The sequence below is a fragment of the Winogradskya consettensis genome (genome assembly GCF_018332715.1).
Taxonomy (GTDB): Bacteria; Actinomycetota; Actinomycetes; order Mycobacteriales; family Micromonosporaceae; genus Actinoplanes; species Actinoplanes consettensis.
Genome location: NZ_BOQP01000048.1, coordinates 1 through 16,620, shown reverse-complemented (window position 1 = coordinate 16,620; position 16,620 = coordinate 1). Strand labels below are relative to the sequence as shown.

The window sequence follows — 16,620 nt, the reverse complement described above, 5'->3', positions numbered from 1 at the left end:
CTGCCCGCCCGATAACGTCTGACATTCCTGCCGCCGCCATAAACGTCTGACAACCCGTTCCGCCCGAAACGGTTCTGCCGCCGGTCGCGGTAATCGAAGTACGCAGAACAGGGTCCCGGCGCTGGTCATGGCCGGTGGGGAAATCGGCCGCTTCACCCTCATGCCACCCGGGCGAAGTGCGGCGTCGGTAGCTTCACCTGACGCCACCCAAGCGAAGTGCCGCCTCACCCTGACATCACCCGAGCGAAGTACGGCTTCGTCTTCAGCCGCTGAGGCGGCAAACTGAACCGCTGCTCGCTCTTCGCCCGTTTCTGGTCACCCGCCCGGTGGTTGCGGGTGGAGGGTCTCTGGTTGCTGCCCAGCCGAGAGTTCGCCGACCTGTCCCTTGCCCGGCGTGCGTTCGGCGGTAGCCGGCGAACGCACCCGGCCGTCGCTCAGGCCGGCCGCCGGAGTGCTGCTCGCGCTGCGCGAGGCCGCCCGTTGCTCAGGCTGGCCGCCGGTGTGCTGCTCGCGATGCGCGATGCGCGATGGTCGACAGTCGCCCGGGCCCCAGCCGTGGCCCAGGCCTGCCGACCGCTTGGGCTTGCTGACTGCTCGGGCCAGCGGATTGCTCGGGCCAGCGGATTGCTCGGGCTTTGCCGACCGCTCGGGCCGGTCAAGCCCAGGTCAGCGAACTACCGAGGTCAGCAAACTCTGCCAGGCGAGACGACCATGGGGGTCGGCCTGCCAACCACCGGGGTCAGCGAACCGGCCAGCGGGGTCAGGCTCCGGCGGCGGCGGGGTCGGTGGGGTCTTCCGGGGGTGGGGTGCCCTCGTCCGGGGGAGTGGTGGTGGGGTCCGTCGGCGGCTTGCTGGTGGGCTTGCTCGTCGGCGGGGTGGTTTTTGTTGTCGTCGGGGTGGCGGAGGTGGGTTCCGTGGGGGTGGGGGAGGACGACGGGGGTGCCTTGCTGGTGAGGCTGGGGAGCGGGGCCGGGTTGTTGGGCTTGGCGGGGGCCTCGGTCTGTTCGGTTTCGGTCGGCTCGGTGGGGTCGTCCTCGGTTTCCTCGGTGGCGTCCGTCTGGGACGGGACGGTGCCGATTCCGGGGGTCTTGCGCTCGCCGGCGTCGCTGCCCGTGGATTTCCAGATGGCGACGCCGAGGCCGATCGCGACGAGGAAGAGGACGATCACCGTGATGAGGACGGCGACCTGGCTTTTCGTCTGCTGCGGCCGGGACGGGGCGAGCTGCGGCGGGGCGGCTTCCAAGAGGTTGCGCTGGGAGGGCAGTGGGCCGCGGGGGCCGGCCGGGCTCATGGGCCTGGTGAGGGAGGTGCCGGACATCGACTGGCCGTGCATCGACTGGCTGGGGAGCGGCTGGCCGTGCAGGGACGAGCGCGGGTCGAGCCGGGCGCCGGTCGAGTAGGGCACGTTGGCGTAGGCGCCGGTTGAGGGTGCGCCGCCGAGGGCCGTGTGAGCGGCCGAGGGGCGGACCAGGGCGGTCCGGGTGCCGGTCTGTGCGCGCCAGTCGAGGGCACCGGAAGCGGCCAGGGCGGCCTCGGCGAACTCGGCGGCGCTCTGGAAGCGGTCGGCGGGGTTCTTGGCCATCGCGCGGCTGATCAGCTCGCGGACGGCCTGCGGGGCCAGGCTGTCGGGCAGCGGCTCCGGGTCGTCCTCGAGGTGACGCAGTGCGACCTGGAGCGCGTTGTCGCCGTCGAAGGGCGGGACACCCGAGATGCAGTGGTAGGCGACCGCGCCGAGCGCGTAGATGTCGGTGGCGGGGGAGACGTTGCCCTTGGCGACCTGCTCGGGGGCCATGTAGAGGGCGGTGCCGACGATGGCGTTCAGGCCGGTCACGCTGGTCACGGCGGCGGAACGCGCCACGCCGAAGTCGACCAGGATCACCGTGCCGTTCGGCTTGACGATGAGGTTGCCGGGCTTGACGTCGCGGTGCACGGTGCCGTTCTCATGCGCGGCGTGCAGGGCCTCGGCGGCCTGGGCGACGACCGACATCGTCTCGGCGACCCCGATCCGTCCCTGGTCCTTCAGCCGGGCCGACAGTGGATCGCCGTCCACGAATGCCATGACGAGGTAGGCGCACTGCTCCTCGTCGCCCTCGTTGCCGGCGCTGTAGTCGTAGACCTCGACAACGCCCGGGTGCCGGAACGCTGCCATCATCCGGGCCTCGCCGTAGAACCGGGCGGCGAACTCGGGGTCGGTGAGCATCGCGGTGCGCAGCACCTTGACGGCGATCGTCCGGCCCAGCACCACATCGGTGCCACGCCACACGTCACCCATGCCACCGGTGGCGATGCGATCGTCCAACCGGTAGCGGTTGTCCAGGAGACTTCCCGAACTGAGCACCAGCAGGACCTTATCTACTCGGGTGTCGCCACGACCGGACCATGAACCTGCCTACCTCCGAACCGCGCACCACGATACAGATTCCCTGCCCTCCACGGCGAGGTCGGTGCGTTGCGGATCGGGCACACCGAAGAACAATCCGTACCCCTCCCGGGTGACGTCCAATCATCCCCTGGTGAACCGCCATCCCCACCGCTCCCACCTCAGCCCGCCACCCCGAAAGAGTGAGCCAGCGCACTATCGGCGGGTCAACGGTGGCACCGTACGCGACGCCGCCGAGTCGGTGATCAATTGAGTCAGCCGCCGGTCCCGGGTTTCGGAGCGTTTGGCGCTCGTCACCCGATGCACGGGAGCGCGGCGGTACGAGGCCGGCTTGGCGAAGAAGACAGCTTCCAGGCCACTCACGCTAGGCCTGGGGTACGACAAAAGCGGGCACCGGAAACCCGGCACCCGCTCGGAAGCGGAAGGTCAGTTGTCGTAGGTCGGCGTGACGACGATCGCCGTCTCCGCCAGCTCCAGCTCCTCGTTCTCGGCCTGACGTTCGGCGGCGGCGCGCACCGTCGCGGCGGCCAGCCAGCCCGCGGCCACACCGATCAGGCTGGCGCCGATGATCAGGCCCCAGGGCAGGCCCGGCTTGCGGCCCGCGAGGGCGTTCGCGGCGAGGTTGGCCCGCGACCAGGCCTCGTCGGTCGCCGCGTTGACCTTGGCGCCGGCCTTGCCGGAGAGCTTGTAGCCCTGGGTCGTCGCCCTGTCGGCGAGCTCCGAGCCCTTGGAGCTCGCCTTGTCGGCGAGCTTGGAGCCCTTGGTGCTCGCCCTGTCGGCAAGTTTGTAACCCTTGTCGGCGAGGCGCTGGGACTGCTTGGAGGCCTTCGCCGCCAGCCGGTCGGAGTGCTTGGCGGCCTTGCCGGCCAGCTTGTGCGAGTGCTTGGACGCCGCGTCGGCCAGCTCGGACGTCTTCGTCCCCGCCACGTCGACGGAGTGCAGTCCAGCGCCCTTGACGCTCTCGCCGGCCGCGGTCATCGCGGTCGACAGGTAGTCCCATGCCTGGGCGGTGGTGCGCTCGGCAGTGCTCTTGCGAGAGAACATCGTCTTGTACCTCCTGCGTTCGCCGGTGCCGGCGCTAGGTCATCCACAGGTCTCCTGCCCATCGCGGCCGAATCGCAAACGTGACGTTACGTCGGGCACCCGTCAGATGTGGACGTGCCTCAGGCCGGAAACCGGTGGACGTCACTGGGTACGCTTGCTCCGGTTCACGGGTGGCACACAGCCACCTGCCAGGTTCGAGCATTAGTGTCCGGGGCAGTTTCACCGGACCCGACGGGGGTAGTCAACGCCGCCCCCGGCGAAAGGTTTCCGCAGGTCGGGGCCCTTTCGAACCCAGGAGAAGACGCTCGGGGGTGACCCGAGCGGGTGGAGGTAGGGCGTGACGCTGTCGATAACGACGTCGACGAGGACCACCGGCGTGGTGGAGATCTCACCCGTGGGTGAGATCGACGTCGAGAACGCGTACGAGATCAAGGAAGCCGTCGCGGAGCACCTGGCCGCGGCAACCCCGGACCGCATCGAACTCGACATGCACGGCGTCTCGTTCATCGACTCCGTGGGAATCTCCGCCCTGGTGGCGGCATTTCAGATGGCCAGCGTGAGCGGGGTCAAGCTGGTGGTCACGCGGCCGAGCCGGTTCGCGCACCGCCAGCTGTGGGTGACGGGCCTGCTGGGCCTGTTCGGTGCGCCGGAGCCGTGCACCGACTGCGGCGATCCTGCGCATCGCACCCTCGTACCCTGATCGATCTCTCACTCTGATCGATCCGGCCGCGGCCCAGGTGGGTCGCGGCCTTTCACTCTTCAGGTACGCCCGGCCGCGCGCCCGCCGTGCACAATCAGCCCCGCCGTCGGCGCAAACCAGGATCATCGTGGCGGGTCTCACCCCGACCCGCCGCCGGCGAATCGGCTCACCGGCTCAAACCGGACCAAAACCGCGTTCCGCACCGCCCGGGCGGACCTGTGGTCATGTTCACCTGACCGCGCGTGATGCGGGGTTGAGTCGTCCGAAAGAGCTGCTTGTCGCTTTCCGGCCCGCTGAGGAACACTCCGGTGCGTGGCGAGACTCGCGATGGGCACCACTCTCCTGGAGCGCTACGTGCTGCTCGGCGTGGCCGGCCAGGGCGGCGTCTCCACGGTCTACCGAGCCGTCGACGTCCGCTTCGGCCGCCTCCTCGCGGTCAAGCTCCTGGCCGCCGCGCACGGTGACGACCCCCGCCCCCGCGAAACCGCCCGCCGCGAAGCGCTGATCACCGACCGGCTCCGCCACCCGGGCGTCCCCCGCGTCTACGAATACGGCGACGCGCCCCTCCCGGACGGCAGCACGGCCCCATACCTGGCGCTCGAGCTCCTCAACGGCATCCCCCTGGCCGACCGGCTCACCCACAGCCGCCTCGACTGGCCCGAAGCAGCCCACGCCGCCGCCCTGATCGCCGACGTCCTCGCCGTCGCCCACGAAGCCGGCATCGTCCACCGCGACCTGACCACCCGCAATGTCATGCTCACCCCAACCGGCCCGAAAATCATCGACTTCGGCCTGGCCACACCCCCCGAGGGCCCGGTGCGGACGGACTTCGCGGGAGCTGGAGCCAGGCCGGACGGTGGGGCCGGGGCGAGGGTGCTGGCTCATCCACGGACGCGGTCGGCAGACCCCGCGGAGGATGTCTACTCGCTCGGTGTGGTGCTGTACGAGATGCTGACGGGCCGCTCGCCGTACCCTCCGCATGTCGCCGCGATGATCATGGCGGCTGGGCGGGCCGGGCAGCTCGCGCCGACGCCGGTGCTGGCCGTGGTCGGGCTGCCGCCGGAGTTGCGGGACCTGGTCCGGGCCTGCATGGCGAAGAGGCCGGAGGATCGCCCGCCGAGCGCGGAGGTCGCGCTCCGGCTCCGTCAGATCCAGGTGCGCCCACCGGCACCGAGCATCAACTGACGGGGCTCAGATGGCCGGGGTCTGGAAGACGATGTTCTCGAGGTTGATCTTCACGTCCGTGGCCTCGCCCGGCGCGCGGATCGGCGTGACCACCGCGAACCCTTCGGCCAGGGCGGCGAGGTCCGTGCCGTCCTCCAGGGGCTCGTCGGCGGCCTGGACCGCTGTGCGGACATAGCCCTCGCCGGCCTCGGCGATGCTCATCTGCACCTGGCCGAAGCGCGCCAGCCGGGCCCGGCGCAGGCCGCGGATCCCGTCGACGTGCAGGTCGGGCACGTTCAGGTTGAGGATCGTGCCGGGCGGGGTGTGGGTCAGGGTGGGCAGGAGCTTCACTGCCAGCTCCGCGGCGCTGGTCCAGTGGCGTTTCTCGTCGTCGGCTTTTTCCAGGTCGGCGATGGCCTGGCCGCCGCTGCTCACGCTGCCGTTGGCGGGTGACAGCACGTCCAGGGAGACCGCCAGCCCGTGCAGGCCGGCGTGCGAGGCGGTCATCGTGGCGCCGACCGTGCCGGAGTGGATCACCGCCGCGCCGGCGTTGGCGCCCCGGTTGATGCCGGAGAGGACGAGTTCCGGGGGTTCGCCGAAGGCTCCCCGCAGGGCGAGCAGGACGATGAACGCCGGGGACGCGGCCACGCCGTACGCGGGGACGTTCTTCACGCCGGGCAGTTCGCGGGTCTGCACGACGATCTTGCCGTGCTGCTCCACCGCGGTGATGGCCGCGCTGGTGCCGCTCGCCTCGGTCAGCGGGGCCGCCACCACGATGTCGAAGCCCTGGCGCGCGACCGCGCGGGCCAGCCATCTGATCCCCGGGGCGTCGATGCCGTCATCGTTGGTGATCAGGATCCGAGGGGTCACCGCTGAATCTCCTTAGGGTCACGCCGGGACTTTGGTGTCGACGGGGGTGAGCCGGACCCGTTCGGTGAGGACCTGGACGGCGTCGACGCGGCCCGTGCCCAGGCCGTGGCGGGTGACGTTGAGGGCCCCCGCGGCGGCACCCGTACGCACAGCGTCACACAGCGTGCCACCCTGGGCCAGGACTGCCGCGACGCCCGCCGTCATGGAGTCGCCGGCGCCGCGGGACTCGGCGGCGATCATCCGGGGCATGTCGACCTCGTAGACCCGGTCGTCGATCAGGGCGAGTGCGCCTTCGTCGCCGCGGGAGACCAGGGCCATCTCGGCACCGTCGGCGTGCAGCTTGTGCAGCGCCTTGAGCAGGGCCGCGGTGGAGCCGTCCTTGACCATGCCGTCGCGGATCAGCTCCTCGTGGCTGACCTTGACCACGTAGGGGCGTGCCTCCAGCGCGGCGGACAGGTGTGCCGCGGACAGGTCGATGATGACTTTGCACCCGTTGGCGCCCAGGTCGGTCGCGAGCCGGCGGTAGACCTCGGCGGGGACGACGGACGGGTGGGCCGGGCCGCTCAGGACGGCGATGCCGGCGCGCAGGCCCTCGGCGAGCGCGAGGCTGTAGAGCTCGTCCATCTCGTGCCGGGACAGCGGCTGACCGGGATCCTCGGCCAGCTCCTCGCGTTTGCCGCTGCGCCGGTCGTGGACGTACCAGCCGGTGCCGTGGTCGCGTTTGATGGTCTTGAGGGTCACGCCGTGAAACTTGAGCAGCGGCTCCAGCACCCGGCCGACCTCGCCGCCGGCGGCCGCGCAGAGCGTGACCTGGGCGCCCAGCAACGTGATCATCCGGGCCTGCCAGACGCCCTGGCCGCCCGGATGCACGTGCAGTTCCGCTTTGTCGTGCTGCTGCTCGATGGTCACGGTGAGCTGGGGCGCAGGCACGAACACCATGACCCCTTTGTTACCCATGGCCCCAGTATCGACCAAAGGGTCAGACAGTGGTGGTCAGTTCCTGGATCACGGGGATCAGGTCGGGGCGGTTGCGGATCAGCTCATCCAGCCGTACGCGCCAACGGCTGGCCTCCACGTCCACGGTGAAGCGGTCGTTGTCGCTGCTCTCGATGGAGGCGTGCTGCAGGCGCTGGCGGGTGTTGGCGAGCTCGCCGTAGTACCCGCTGCCGAGGCGGCTGAGCACCGTGGCGGAGAAGGCGTCGTAGCCGGATCCGTTGGCGGCCCGGACGAACGCCCGCGCGCCGTCCCAGACCACGCGGGGCTGATGGATGACGGTCTGACTCATGGTTTCCCTCCGCGGTTGACTAACCACCCACGGTAGGTACGCCGGGTTGCAGGGCCGGGGTTTTCCGGAGACTCACCAGCCGACGGGCGTGCACTCGCGGCCGCCGGCGCCGACCGGCTCCACCTGCAGCGTGGCGTGATCGATGTGGAAGTCATGGTGCAGCGCCTCGCGGGCGCTGGAAAGGACCTTGCCGAGCTCGGCGTCGGTTTCGAGGCTCAGGTGCGCGGAGGCCACGTCCATGCCCGAGGTCAGCGTCCAGACGTGCAGGTCGTGCACGTCGCAGACGCCCGGGACGGCGGCCAGCCGGTCGCGGACCACGGTGATGTCGAGGTGCTCCGGGGCTGCCTGGACCAGGATGCGCACCGCCGAGCGGCCGAGCGCGAACGTGCGGGGCAGGATCATCAGCGCCACGACCACGGCGACGATCGGGTCGGCGTAGGACCAGCCGGTGAGTGCGATGATCCCGGCCGCGACGATCACGCCGACCGAGCCGAGCAGGTCACCGACCACCTCGAGGTAGGCCCCGCGCACGTTGAGGCTCTCCTGGGCACCCGAGCGGAGCAGCGCGAACGCGATCAGGTTGATGACCAGGCCACCGGCGGCCACGAGCAGCATCGAGCCGGCGGGGACGTCCTGCGGATCGGTGAACCGCTGCACCGCCTCGATCAGCACGTAGATCGCGACGCCGGTCAGCAGCACGGCGTTGGCCAGCGCGGCGAGCACCTCGAGCCGGTAGAGCCCGAACGTGCGTTGTGAGTCGGTGGCCGCGCGGCCGGCGGCGTGGATCGCGGCGAGCGCCATCGCGATGCCCAGCACGTCGGTGAACATGTGCCCGGCGTCGGAGAGCAGTGCCAGCGAGCCCGTCATGATCGCGGCGACCGCCTCGACCAGCATGAACGCGGCCAGCAGCCCCGCGGCCCACCAGAGCCGCGACCGGTGTCGCTCACCGGCGCGCATCGCCTGACCGCCGTGGTCGTGCCCGGCTCCCATGCGCCCACCTTCCGTCGTGGCTGATCGCCTTGGCCAATATATGTTCACATTGCTATGTGTGCAATCTGAACCAGGGCGTGTTCATCGGGGTACGTACTGTCGACAACTTGACCCCGCCTGGAGGGATTCATCCGTGTCCAGACGCATTTTCGCGATCGCCGCCCTGACCGCGCTGGCAGTGACCGCCACCGCACCGGCCGCCCCTGCGAGTGCCGCTCCCGCCGGTTACGGCTCCGAGCCGGTGGTGCTCGCCCTGCCCGACGGGTTCCAGCCCGAGGGCATCGCGATCGGCAAGCTCCCGTACGCGTACTTCGGCTCCCGGGTCGACGGTGACATCTACCGGGTCAGCCTGCGAACCGGCAAAGGCAAGGTCATCAGCGAGGGGCCCGGCACGCCGTCGCTCGGGCTCAAGCTGGACGGCAGGGGCCGCCTGTTCGTCGCCGGCGGATCCGGAGGCAACGCCCGGGTGCTGAACGCGGCGACCGGTTCGGTGCTCAAGACGTACCAGCTGCAGACGGGGGCCGCGTTCATCAACGACGTCGTGCTCACCGGGGGTGCGGCCTGGTACACCGACTCGGCCAACCCGGTGCTGTTCAAGCTCCCGCTCGGCCGGCACGGGAAGCTCCCCGCGGAGCCTGTGCGGGTCCCGATCACCGGTGACCTGGTCTACACGACCGGCAACAACGCCAACGGCATCACGGCCACCCCGGACGGGCGCGGCCTCATCGTCGTGCAGTCCAACACCGGAAAACTCTTCAACACGTCGTACGCGGGCCGGACCACCGAGATCGACCTCGGCGGCGACAACGTCCTCAACGGCGACGGCCTCTGGCTGCGCGGCTCCACTCTCTACGTCGTCCAGAACCGCGACAACGTCATCACCACGATCAAACTCAACAACCGGGCCACGGAGGGTACGGTCCTCAGCCGCACCACCAGCCCCGCCTTCGACGTCCCGACAACGATCGCCGAATACGGCAAGCGCTTCTACCTCCCGAACGCCCGCTTCACCACACCCCCGACCCCGACCACGCCCTACACGGCCGTCGGCGTGCCGCGTCCGTGAGTCGTCGTCCCCTGCCCGACCTTCGGGTAAGGGGTTGATCTTCGGTGGGTGACCACTTACGCAGGCCGAGGGCCCGGTAACCCCGTTCTGGCGCCGCAAGGCGCCTGGGGTTGCCGGGCCCGACCTCGGCGTGAGCAGCGGTCCGCACCACCCACCGAGCTACGACCAGTCCTTGATCTTGTCTCTACGGGTTACCAGACCTTGCTGGCGACAGTTGTCAATCGCTGCGTGGCTCGGGACAAAGCGACGTAAAGCGTGCGCACCCCGCTGGCGTCCGTGGCGATCTCAGCCGGCTCGGCCAGGACGACCGCGTCATACTCCATGCCCTTCGCCTCGAGAGCCGTGACCACCTGGACGCGTTCGGGCAGGCCGGCCACCCAGCCGGCCATCTCGTCGCGGCGCGGGACCGGCGTGATCACGCCGATGGTGCCGTCCACGTCGGCCAGGTGTTTCTCGACCGCGTCGCGGATGACCTTGGGGAGCTCGGACTGCGCGACCATGTGCTCGATCGGTTCGACGCCGGTGCTGCGGACGGCTCGGGGCAGGCGCAGGTCGGGCATGAGTTTCTTGATCACGCGGGCGGCGACCGCGAAGATCTCCGATGAGTTGCGGTAGTTGGTGGTCAGCTCGTAGGTCTGGCGCTTGCGGGAGTTGAGGGCGCGGTCGCGGGCCGCGTCGAGCTCGCTGGTGTCGCCCGGCCAGGCGGTCTGGGCGGGGTCTCCGACGATGGTCCAGGAGGCGTACTGGCCGCGGCGGCCGATCATGCGCCACTGCAGCGGGGAGACGTCCTGGGCCTCGTCCACGACGACGTGGGCATAGTCGCGGTAGTCGTCCTCGCGTTCCGCCTTGGGGCGGGAGGCGTTCTGGCGTTCGATGGACATGCTGACTTCCTGGACGCCGTCGCGCACGTGGAACTGGCCGCCGGTCTTGCGGGCCGGTGCCTTGCGCGGGCGGCCCATCAGCTCGTCGAGCTCGTCGAGCAGGGCAACGTCGGCGATCGTGGGGCCGTGCCGGTCCAGCCCGTCGAACGAGCCCTGGAGGAGTTTGATCTCCTCCTTCGAGAGCAGGCCATTGGTGTACGCCCGGAGCCGCCCCGGGTCTGCCATCCACCGCAGCACCCGCATCGGGGTGAAGCGGGGCCACCAGAGCTTGAGGAACTCGCGGAAGTCCGTGCGGTCGGCGAGCTCGGACTCGAATTCCTGCTTCTCGGGCAGGTTGCGCACCGAGCCCTTGGCCTGTGCCCAGAGCGCGTCGAAGAGCCGGTCGAAGCCGACGCCCCGCATCTCGTTGCGCCGGGCGCCCTTGTTCAGTGCTTTGCGCCGGACCTTCTCCAGCTCGGCCGCGTCGAGGCGCAGGAGCGCGCCGCGGTAGAGCAGCCGCAGCTCGGTGGGGGCGTCGGGCACCGCGTCGTGGGAGGCGCGCTCGAGGACCCGGCGCATCCGCAAGGAGCCCTTCACCGCCGCGACGTCGGTCGGGTCGACCCGGGTCGCGTTGTAACCGGGCACGAGCGAGCCGAGGGACCGCAGCGTGGCGGTGTCCTCGCCGAGCGACGGCAGCACCGTGGCGATGTAGTTGACGAAGACGCCGGACGGGCCGACGACCAGGATGCCGCCGCCGGCGAAGCGGTTGCGGTCGGCGTAGAGCAGGTAGGCCGCGCGATGCAGCGCGACGGCGGTCTTGCCCGTGCCGGGGCCGCCGGTGACGATCGTCACGCCGCTCGCGGGGGAGCGGATCGCCTCGTCCTGCTCGCGCTGGATGGTGGCGACGATGTCGCGCATGCCGCGGCCGGTGGCCTTGGAGAGGCTGGCCAGCAGCGCGCCGTCGCCGACCACCTTCATGTCGTCGGGGGCCGCCTCCGGGTCGAGCAGGTCGTCCTCGATGCCGGTGACCCTCTCCCGGCTCGACTGGATCATCCGCCGCCGCACCACTCCCTGCGGCTCGGCGGGGGTGGCGCGGTAGAAGGCGGCGGCGGCCGGCGCCCGCCAGTCGACGACCAGCGACTGGGACTCCGCGTCACGGATGCCCATGCGGCCGACGTAGTGCCGGGCGCCGCCGTTCATGTCGAGGCGGCCGAAGACCAGGCCTTCGTATTCGGTGTCGAGGGCGTGCCGGCGGCGCGCCGCGTGGAAGACCATCGCGTCGCGCTCGACCAGGGCGCCGAACGTACCGACGCCGGCGAGCTGGTAGCCCTCTTTCTCGGCGAGGGACGCCTCGCGGCGGAGCTCGGCGAGACGGGTGTAAACCGTGTCGACGTGCTCCTGCTCGACGGCGATCTCCTGCTGCAGGACGTGGGCGTCGCTCAAGTCGGTCATGCTCCCCGCTGGTGGATCTGATCTGGCCGTGGATCTGATGAACGCCCCCGGCGTCCACCTGTACGAAGGGGGCAATCGAACTTACTCCTGCCGGGGTGCCGCCGTCGACGGCGGCACGCTCAAGCGGCCCGGCTGTATCCCTGCCGTTGCTGCCGGACGGCCTTGGCGAGCACCGTACGCAGAGCGGCGGTCACTTCATGTGGTCGTTCGAGCATCAGCATGTGACCGGCGCCGGGGTAGACGGCGAGTTCGGTGCCGGGCAGTGCGTCGGCGATCGACTCCGCGCAGGCGGGCGGTGTCAGTCTGTCGCGGTCTCCAACGAGTGCGGCGGCCGGGATGTTCCCGAGCGCGGCCAGCGTGTCGAGCCGCTGCTGGGCGCCGACCGAGGCCCGGAAACCGCCGATCGCCCGCATCGACGCCCGGTTGAACGCGGACATGGTGGCGGTCAGGTCGGCGGGCTCGTACTCGTCGCCGAACAGCAGCCAGCGCACCACCGGCTGCAGCGCGGGCTTGATCACCCGGTGCGGCCGACAGTCGCCGAGCCGGGCCAGCACGCCGGCGCCGGTCTGCTCGGCCATCCGCAGCACGGGTGTGAGCTGCGAGGGCAGGCCATAGCAGGTGTGCGTGGCGCCCTCGGCCGTCGTGGACACGAAGAGCAGGCCCGCGACCCGGGCGGCGAAATCGGCGGGGTGCGAGTCGGCATACTCCATGATCGTCATGCCGCCGAGCGAGTGGCCGGCGAGCACGATCGGGCCCTGCGGCGCGTACGCGTCGAGCACCTCGGCCAGGTCGGCACCGAGCCGCTCCAGCGTGGCCGATCGCAGGTCCATGCTGCCGGAACGCCCGTGACCGCGCGCGTCGTAACTGATCACCCTGGTCCCGGTGCCACGCAGCGCCGCCCGCTGGTAGTGCCAGGTACGCCGGTCGAGGCACCACCCGTGCAGGAAGACGACGGTCACCGGGGCATCCACGGGTCCCGACGTGTCCACGCGTAACCGGACGCCGTCGGAGAGGGTGAACTGCGAGCGTTCAGGCATGGGCACCTCCGTGTGTCGCACGGCCCCGTCATACCCGCGGGTAATAAGCATCACTCCTGCGAGTTGTGAACGCCATCCCATGATCGTCGAAAAAGTGATTCGAATCGCACCCGCTGTTCAGCGGCGGCCGCTCGTAGACAATCAACCCATGACGGGCCCCTCACCTGCAGCTACACCCGCGCCGGCGGTGTCCGGGCGGATCGTTCGACCGGCTGACGCCCTGGCGGAGCTCGTGGCGGGAAACCGCCGCTTCGTCAGCGGGCGTCCCATCCACGGCCATGAGGTCGCCGCGGCGGCCCATGCCTCGGGCGGGCAGCTCCCCCACGCGGTCGTGCTGGGTTGCATCGACTCCCGGGTTCCCCTGGAGGCCATCTTCGACCAGACCTTCGGCTCCATCTGCGTGATCCGCTCCGGCGGGCACGTGGTGGACCGGGCGGTGCTCGGCTCGGTCGGCTTCGCGGTCTCGGCGCTCAACGTCCCGCTGATCGTGGTCCTGGGCCATGTGCGCTGCGGGGCCGTGGACGCGACCGTCAGCGCGTTGCGGACGGATTCCCGGCCCGACGGCGACGTGGGCTATCTCGTGGACGAGATCGCACCCGCCCTCGACGGCCTCGGGCTGGACGACCCCGACGTGGGCGCGAAGGCGATGCGGGCGCACGTCACGCGCACGGTCCGGCGGATGCGCGACGTCACCGGCGTGCCGGAAGCGGTCGCGGCCGGCCGGGTGAGCATCGCCGGTGCCGTCTACGACCTCGACACCGGCCAGGTCGAGCTGCTGACCTGATCTTCTTCGGGAAATGCGAAAAGGCGCTTCAGGGTACGAAACCCCGGAGCGCCTTTTCGCGTGGTCACTCAGCCCTCGAAGACGCCCGCGTCGACGAGGCGCTTCTCGGTCGCCGCCCAGTCGTGCTTCGGGTTGGCGGCCTCGAGGCCCTGGATCTCGGCGCGGATCTTGGCGCCGTGCCCGGCGGCGGCCAGACCGCGGATCTCCTCGACGAACGCGTCCGAGTCGGTCCTGAGGTGGTTGGTCTTGCCGTTGGTGAGGTTGCGCACGTACGCGAAGCGGCCGTCGGCGAGCGGGATGAGGTACTTGAACTCACCGAGCACGCTGAGGGCGCCACCCTGGCCAGCTTGTCCGGCGCGGACGGATGCGCGGGCGGTCTTTGAGGTGTTGCCTGCCACGGCGGTACTCCTTGGGAAGAACGGTTGTCGGCAGAAAATGCCGCAGCCAGTTTACACGATCGCGGCCGGGCCGCGTCGCCCGACAGGCCAGGTCCGTTAGGTCAGGTGGGCCTCGACGGCATTCCCGATGTCGATATTGCGGTTTCTCTGGCGCACCATCCGCACCACCCGGCATCATGGAGCACGATCAACCGCGGTCGAGGTCGTAGGGGAAGACGCACCTCGGTCTCCGGGAGGTCACCGTGCCAACGTGTGGCGTCGTATACGTCCACTCGACCCCACTCGCCGTGAGCCAACACGTCGAGTGGGCGATCGCGCGCGTCCTGACCGCGCCGGTCACCCTGCACTGGAGTGCCCAGCCGGTCGACCCCGGCATGCGGCGCTCCGAATGCAGCTGGACCGGTCGGCCCGGGACGGGCGCCGAGCTGGCTGCTGCCCTCCGGCAGTGGCCCATGATCCGTTTTGAGGTCACCGAGGAGCCCAGCCCCGGCGTCGACGGGGAACGCTTCATGCACGTCCCGGGTCGCGGGCTGTTCCGCGGCACGATCGGCGCCTCCGGTGACATCCAGATCGGTGAGGACCGGCTGCGCGCCATCATGGCGTCCGTCCGGGCTCCGGAGGCGCTGTCGCACGCCCTCGACAAGGCGCTCGGCACCGCCTGGGACGCCGAGCTCGAGCCCTACCGCTACGCCGGCGACGGCGCCCCGGTCACCCTGCTGACCCGCGTGGGCTGACCCGCGTGGGCTGACCCGCGTGGGCTGACCCGCGTGGGCTGACCCGCGTGGGCTGACCCGCGTGGGCTGACACTTGTCCACAATGCGGCTCTGTCCACAGGGCGGTTTGTCGTTGATCGCCGGATGCTGATCCAATGGCGGCCATGACGACGAGGGCCGTGGTTCCCCTGGCGATGGTGCTGCTTCTGGCGGCGTGTGGCAGCGATGAGCCTGCCCCCACCCCGCCACAGGTCGTCGCGCCCAGCTCAGCGCCCCCGGCCATCGCACCCACCGCTGCACTGGAGCCCGCAGCCGCCGTCGCCGCCATGAGCGACGCCGACCTGGCGGGTCAAGTTCTCATGCCCTATGCGTATGGTGACGGCGCCACCACCGTGGACAAGCTCGCCGCCGCGGGCAACCAGAGCATCGCCGGCGTCGACACCCCCGCCGAGATGGTCGCGAAGTTCCACCTGGGCGGCCTGATCCTCGTCGCGTTCGCCCCCGACGACCCGACCGGCGCCACCAACCCGGCCACCAACGTCGACAACCCGCAGCAGGTCCGCGCCCTCACCGACGGTCTGCAGACCGCCGCCCGGCAGCTCCCCGGCGGCGCGCCGCTGCTGATCGGCACCGACCAGGAATACGGCGTGGTCACCCGGGTCCGCACCGGGGTGACGCTGCTGCCCGCGGCGATGGCGTTCGGCGCCGCCGGCAAGCCCGCTCTCACCAAGGCCGCCTGGGGTGCCGCGGGCGAGGAGCTGGCCGCGATGGGGATCAACCTCAACTTCGCCCCGGTCGCCGACACCCTGGGCCCGCAGGGCAACGCGGTCATCGGCTCCCGCGCGTTCGGCGGCGACCCGGCCACCAACGCCGCGCAGACCCGGGCGGCGGTGCAGGGACTGGAGGGCGCCGGGGTGACCGCGGCGCTCAAGCACTTCCCGGGCCACGGCCACACCACCGGCGACAGCCACGACGACCTCCCGATCGTGAAGCAGTCCGCCGATCAGTGGAAGAAGCAGGACCGCCCGCCCTTCGAGTCCGGCATCGACGCGGGCGCGGGCGTCGTGATGTCCGGCCACCTGGACGTCGAATCCCTGGACAAGGGGGTGGCCGCCACCTTCTCCCACAAGATCATGACCGACGTGCTCCGTAAGGACCTCGGCTTCAAGGGCGTCGCCATCACCGACGCGATGAACATGGCCCCCGCCATGAAGTGGCCCGCAGGCGAGGCGGCGGTCCGGGCCCTCAACGCGGGCAACGACATGCTCCTGATGCCGCCGGACCTGACCGCGGCCCGCGACGGCATCCTGGCCGGGCTCCAGGACGGCAGCCTGAAGCGCGCGCGCCTGACCGAGGCGGTCACCCGCATCCTGACTCTGAAGAAGCGCCAGGCGGCAAAGCCCCAGCCGGCCCTCACCACGCTCGACTCACCGGCCCACCACCAGGCGGTCAGTGCGGCCGATGCGGCCTCGATCACCCTCCTGCGTGGCGCCTGCGGCGGCCCGCTGATCACCGGCCCTGTCACCGTGACCGCCTCCGACGGCCGCGAGACGGCCCGGGCCACCCTGGTCAAGGCACTGCAGGAAGCGGGAATGACGGTCCAGGCCGCGGGCGGCAAGATCGTCCACCTCGTCGGCTACGGCGACAAGACCATCGACCTCAGCCCCGACGCGGCGGTAACGGTCATCATGGACACGCCGTACCTCCTGACCCAGGCCAAGTCCCCGGCCCTGCTGGCCACGTATTCCTCCAGCCCGCTGTCCCTGCAGGCCCTGGCCGCGGTCATCGCCGGCAAGGCCAAGGCCCCCGGCAGGTCACCGGTCCCGGTTGGCAAGCTCCCCGCAACCGCCTGCTGAGCCGCCGTCTCGCCCGGCCGC

The 16,620-nt window shown here is 70.6% G+C and carries 16 protein-coding genes; 6 read left to right on the top strand and 10 right to left on the bottom strand.

Annotated features, from left to right (window positions below; genetic code table 11):
* Positions 1–760: 760 nt before the first annotated feature.
* The 3 genes from Aco04nite_RS38415 to Aco04nite_RS38405 all read right to left on the bottom strand — a co-directional run bounded on the left by Aco04nite_RS38415 (position 761) and on the right by Aco04nite_RS38405 (position 3,424).
* Positions 761–2,338 (bottom strand): serine/threonine-protein kinase, encoded by a 1,578-nt coding sequence (locus Aco04nite_RS38415; RefSeq protein WP_213002150.1) that lies wholly within the window; start codon positions 2,336–2,338, stop codon positions 761–763.
* A gap of 237 nt (positions 2,339–2,575) precedes the next feature.
* Positions 2,576–2,743 carry a YdeI/OmpD-associated family protein gene (locus tag Aco04nite_RS49825; RefSeq protein WP_280519472.1) on the bottom strand — a complete coding sequence of 56 codons (168 nt, stop codon included), beginning with the start codon at positions 2,741–2,743 and terminating at the stop codon, positions 2,576–2,578.
* A 63-nt stretch (positions 2,744–2,806) separates the two neighbouring features.
* Positions 2,807–3,424, bottom strand: coding sequence for a hypothetical protein (locus Aco04nite_RS38405; RefSeq protein WP_213002148.1), 618 nt, complete (start codon positions 3,422–3,424; stop codon positions 2,807–2,809).
* Positions 3,425–3,761: 337 nt separating this feature from the next.
* Here Aco04nite_RS38405 and Aco04nite_RS38400 point away from each other — a divergent pair, with 337 nt between their 5' ends.
* Both Aco04nite_RS38400 and Aco04nite_RS38395 read left to right on the top strand, forming a co-directional pair.
* The gene (locus Aco04nite_RS38400; RefSeq protein WP_213002147.1) at positions 3,762–4,124 is read left to right on the top strand and encodes an STAS domain-containing protein; all 363 of its coding nucleotides are present in this window, start codon (positions 3,762–3,764) and stop codon (positions 4,122–4,124) included.
* Between the two features lie 312 nt (positions 4,125–4,436).
* Positions 4,437–5,309 (top strand): serine/threonine-protein kinase, encoded by an 873-nt coding sequence (locus Aco04nite_RS38395; RefSeq protein WP_213002146.1) that lies wholly within the window; start codon positions 4,437–4,439, stop codon positions 5,307–5,309.
* A 6-nt stretch (positions 5,310–5,315) separates the two neighbouring features.
* Here the strand turns inward: Aco04nite_RS38395 and surE are convergent, their stop codons facing one another.
* From surE to Aco04nite_RS38375, 4 genes are all read right to left on the bottom strand, one after another.
* Entirely contained in the window at positions 5,316–6,158 is an 843-nt protein-coding gene (gene surE / locus Aco04nite_RS38390) for a 5'/3'-nucleotidase SurE (protein ID WP_213002145.1), read from the bottom strand.
* Between the two features lie 18 nt (positions 6,159–6,176).
* Positions 6,177–7,115 (bottom strand): 1-phosphofructokinase family hexose kinase, encoded by a 939-nt coding sequence (locus Aco04nite_RS38385; RefSeq protein ID WP_239158604.1) that lies wholly within the window; start codon positions 7,113–7,115, stop codon positions 6,177–6,179.
* A 22-nt stretch (positions 7,116–7,137) separates the two neighbouring features.
* Positions 7,138–7,443 (bottom strand): hypothetical protein, encoded by a 306-nt coding sequence (locus tag Aco04nite_RS38380; RefSeq protein ID WP_203835014.1) that lies wholly within the window; start codon positions 7,441–7,443, stop codon positions 7,138–7,140.
* A gap of 72 nt (positions 7,444–7,515) precedes the next feature.
* Positions 7,516–8,433: a cation diffusion facilitator family transporter gene (locus Aco04nite_RS38375; protein WP_213002144.1), complete on the bottom strand. Its 918-nt coding sequence runs from the start codon at positions 8,431–8,433 to the stop codon at positions 7,516–7,518.
* A gap of 133 nt (positions 8,434–8,566) precedes the next feature.
* Here Aco04nite_RS38375 and Aco04nite_RS38370 point away from each other — a divergent pair, with 133 nt between their 5' ends.
* Entirely contained in the window at positions 8,567–9,499 is a 933-nt protein-coding gene (locus Aco04nite_RS38370) for an SMP-30/gluconolactonase/LRE family protein (RefSeq protein ID WP_213002143.1), read from the top strand.
* A gap of 191 nt (positions 9,500–9,690) precedes the next feature.
* Here Aco04nite_RS38370 and Aco04nite_RS38365 read toward each other — a convergent pair whose 3' ends face one another.
* On the bottom strand, positions 9,691–11,802 hold the full coding sequence (locus Aco04nite_RS38365; RefSeq protein ID WP_213002206.1) for a HelD family protein: 2,112 nt from the start codon (positions 11,800–11,802) through the stop codon (positions 9,691–9,693).
* A gap of 128 nt (positions 11,803–11,930) precedes the next feature.
* Positions 11,931–12,848: an alpha/beta fold hydrolase gene (locus tag Aco04nite_RS38360; RefSeq protein WP_213002142.1), complete on the bottom strand. Its 918-nt coding sequence runs from the start codon at positions 12,846–12,848 to the stop codon at positions 11,931–11,933.
* A gap of 148 nt (positions 12,849–12,996) precedes the next feature.
* Between Aco04nite_RS38360 and Aco04nite_RS38355 the strand changes: the two genes are divergently transcribed.
* Positions 12,997–13,632 carry a carbonic anhydrase gene (locus tag Aco04nite_RS38355; protein WP_213002141.1) on the top strand — a complete coding sequence of 212 codons (636 nt, stop codon included), beginning with the start codon at positions 12,997–12,999 and terminating at the stop codon, positions 13,630–13,632.
* A 68-nt stretch (positions 13,633–13,700) separates the two neighbouring features.
* Here Aco04nite_RS38355 and Aco04nite_RS38350 read toward each other — a convergent pair whose 3' ends face one another.
* On the bottom strand, positions 13,701–14,030 hold the full coding sequence (locus Aco04nite_RS38350) for a hypothetical protein (RefSeq protein ID WP_213002140.1): 330 nt from the start codon (positions 14,028–14,030) through the stop codon (positions 13,701–13,703).
* 242 nt (positions 14,031–14,272) lie between these two features.
* Between Aco04nite_RS38350 and Aco04nite_RS38345 the strand changes: the two genes are divergently transcribed.
* Together Aco04nite_RS38345 and Aco04nite_RS38340 are read left to right on the top strand one after the other, a co-directional pair.
* Positions 14,273–14,764 (top strand): DUF3145 domain-containing protein, encoded by a 492-nt coding sequence (locus Aco04nite_RS38345; protein ID WP_203835008.1) that lies wholly within the window; start codon positions 14,273–14,275, stop codon positions 14,762–14,764.
* A gap of 134 nt (positions 14,765–14,898) precedes the next feature.
* On the top strand, positions 14,899–16,599 hold the full coding sequence (locus Aco04nite_RS38340; protein WP_213002139.1) for a glycoside hydrolase family 3 protein: 1,701 nt from the start codon (positions 14,899–14,901) through the stop codon (positions 16,597–16,599).
* Positions 16,600–16,620 lie beyond the last annotated feature (21 nt).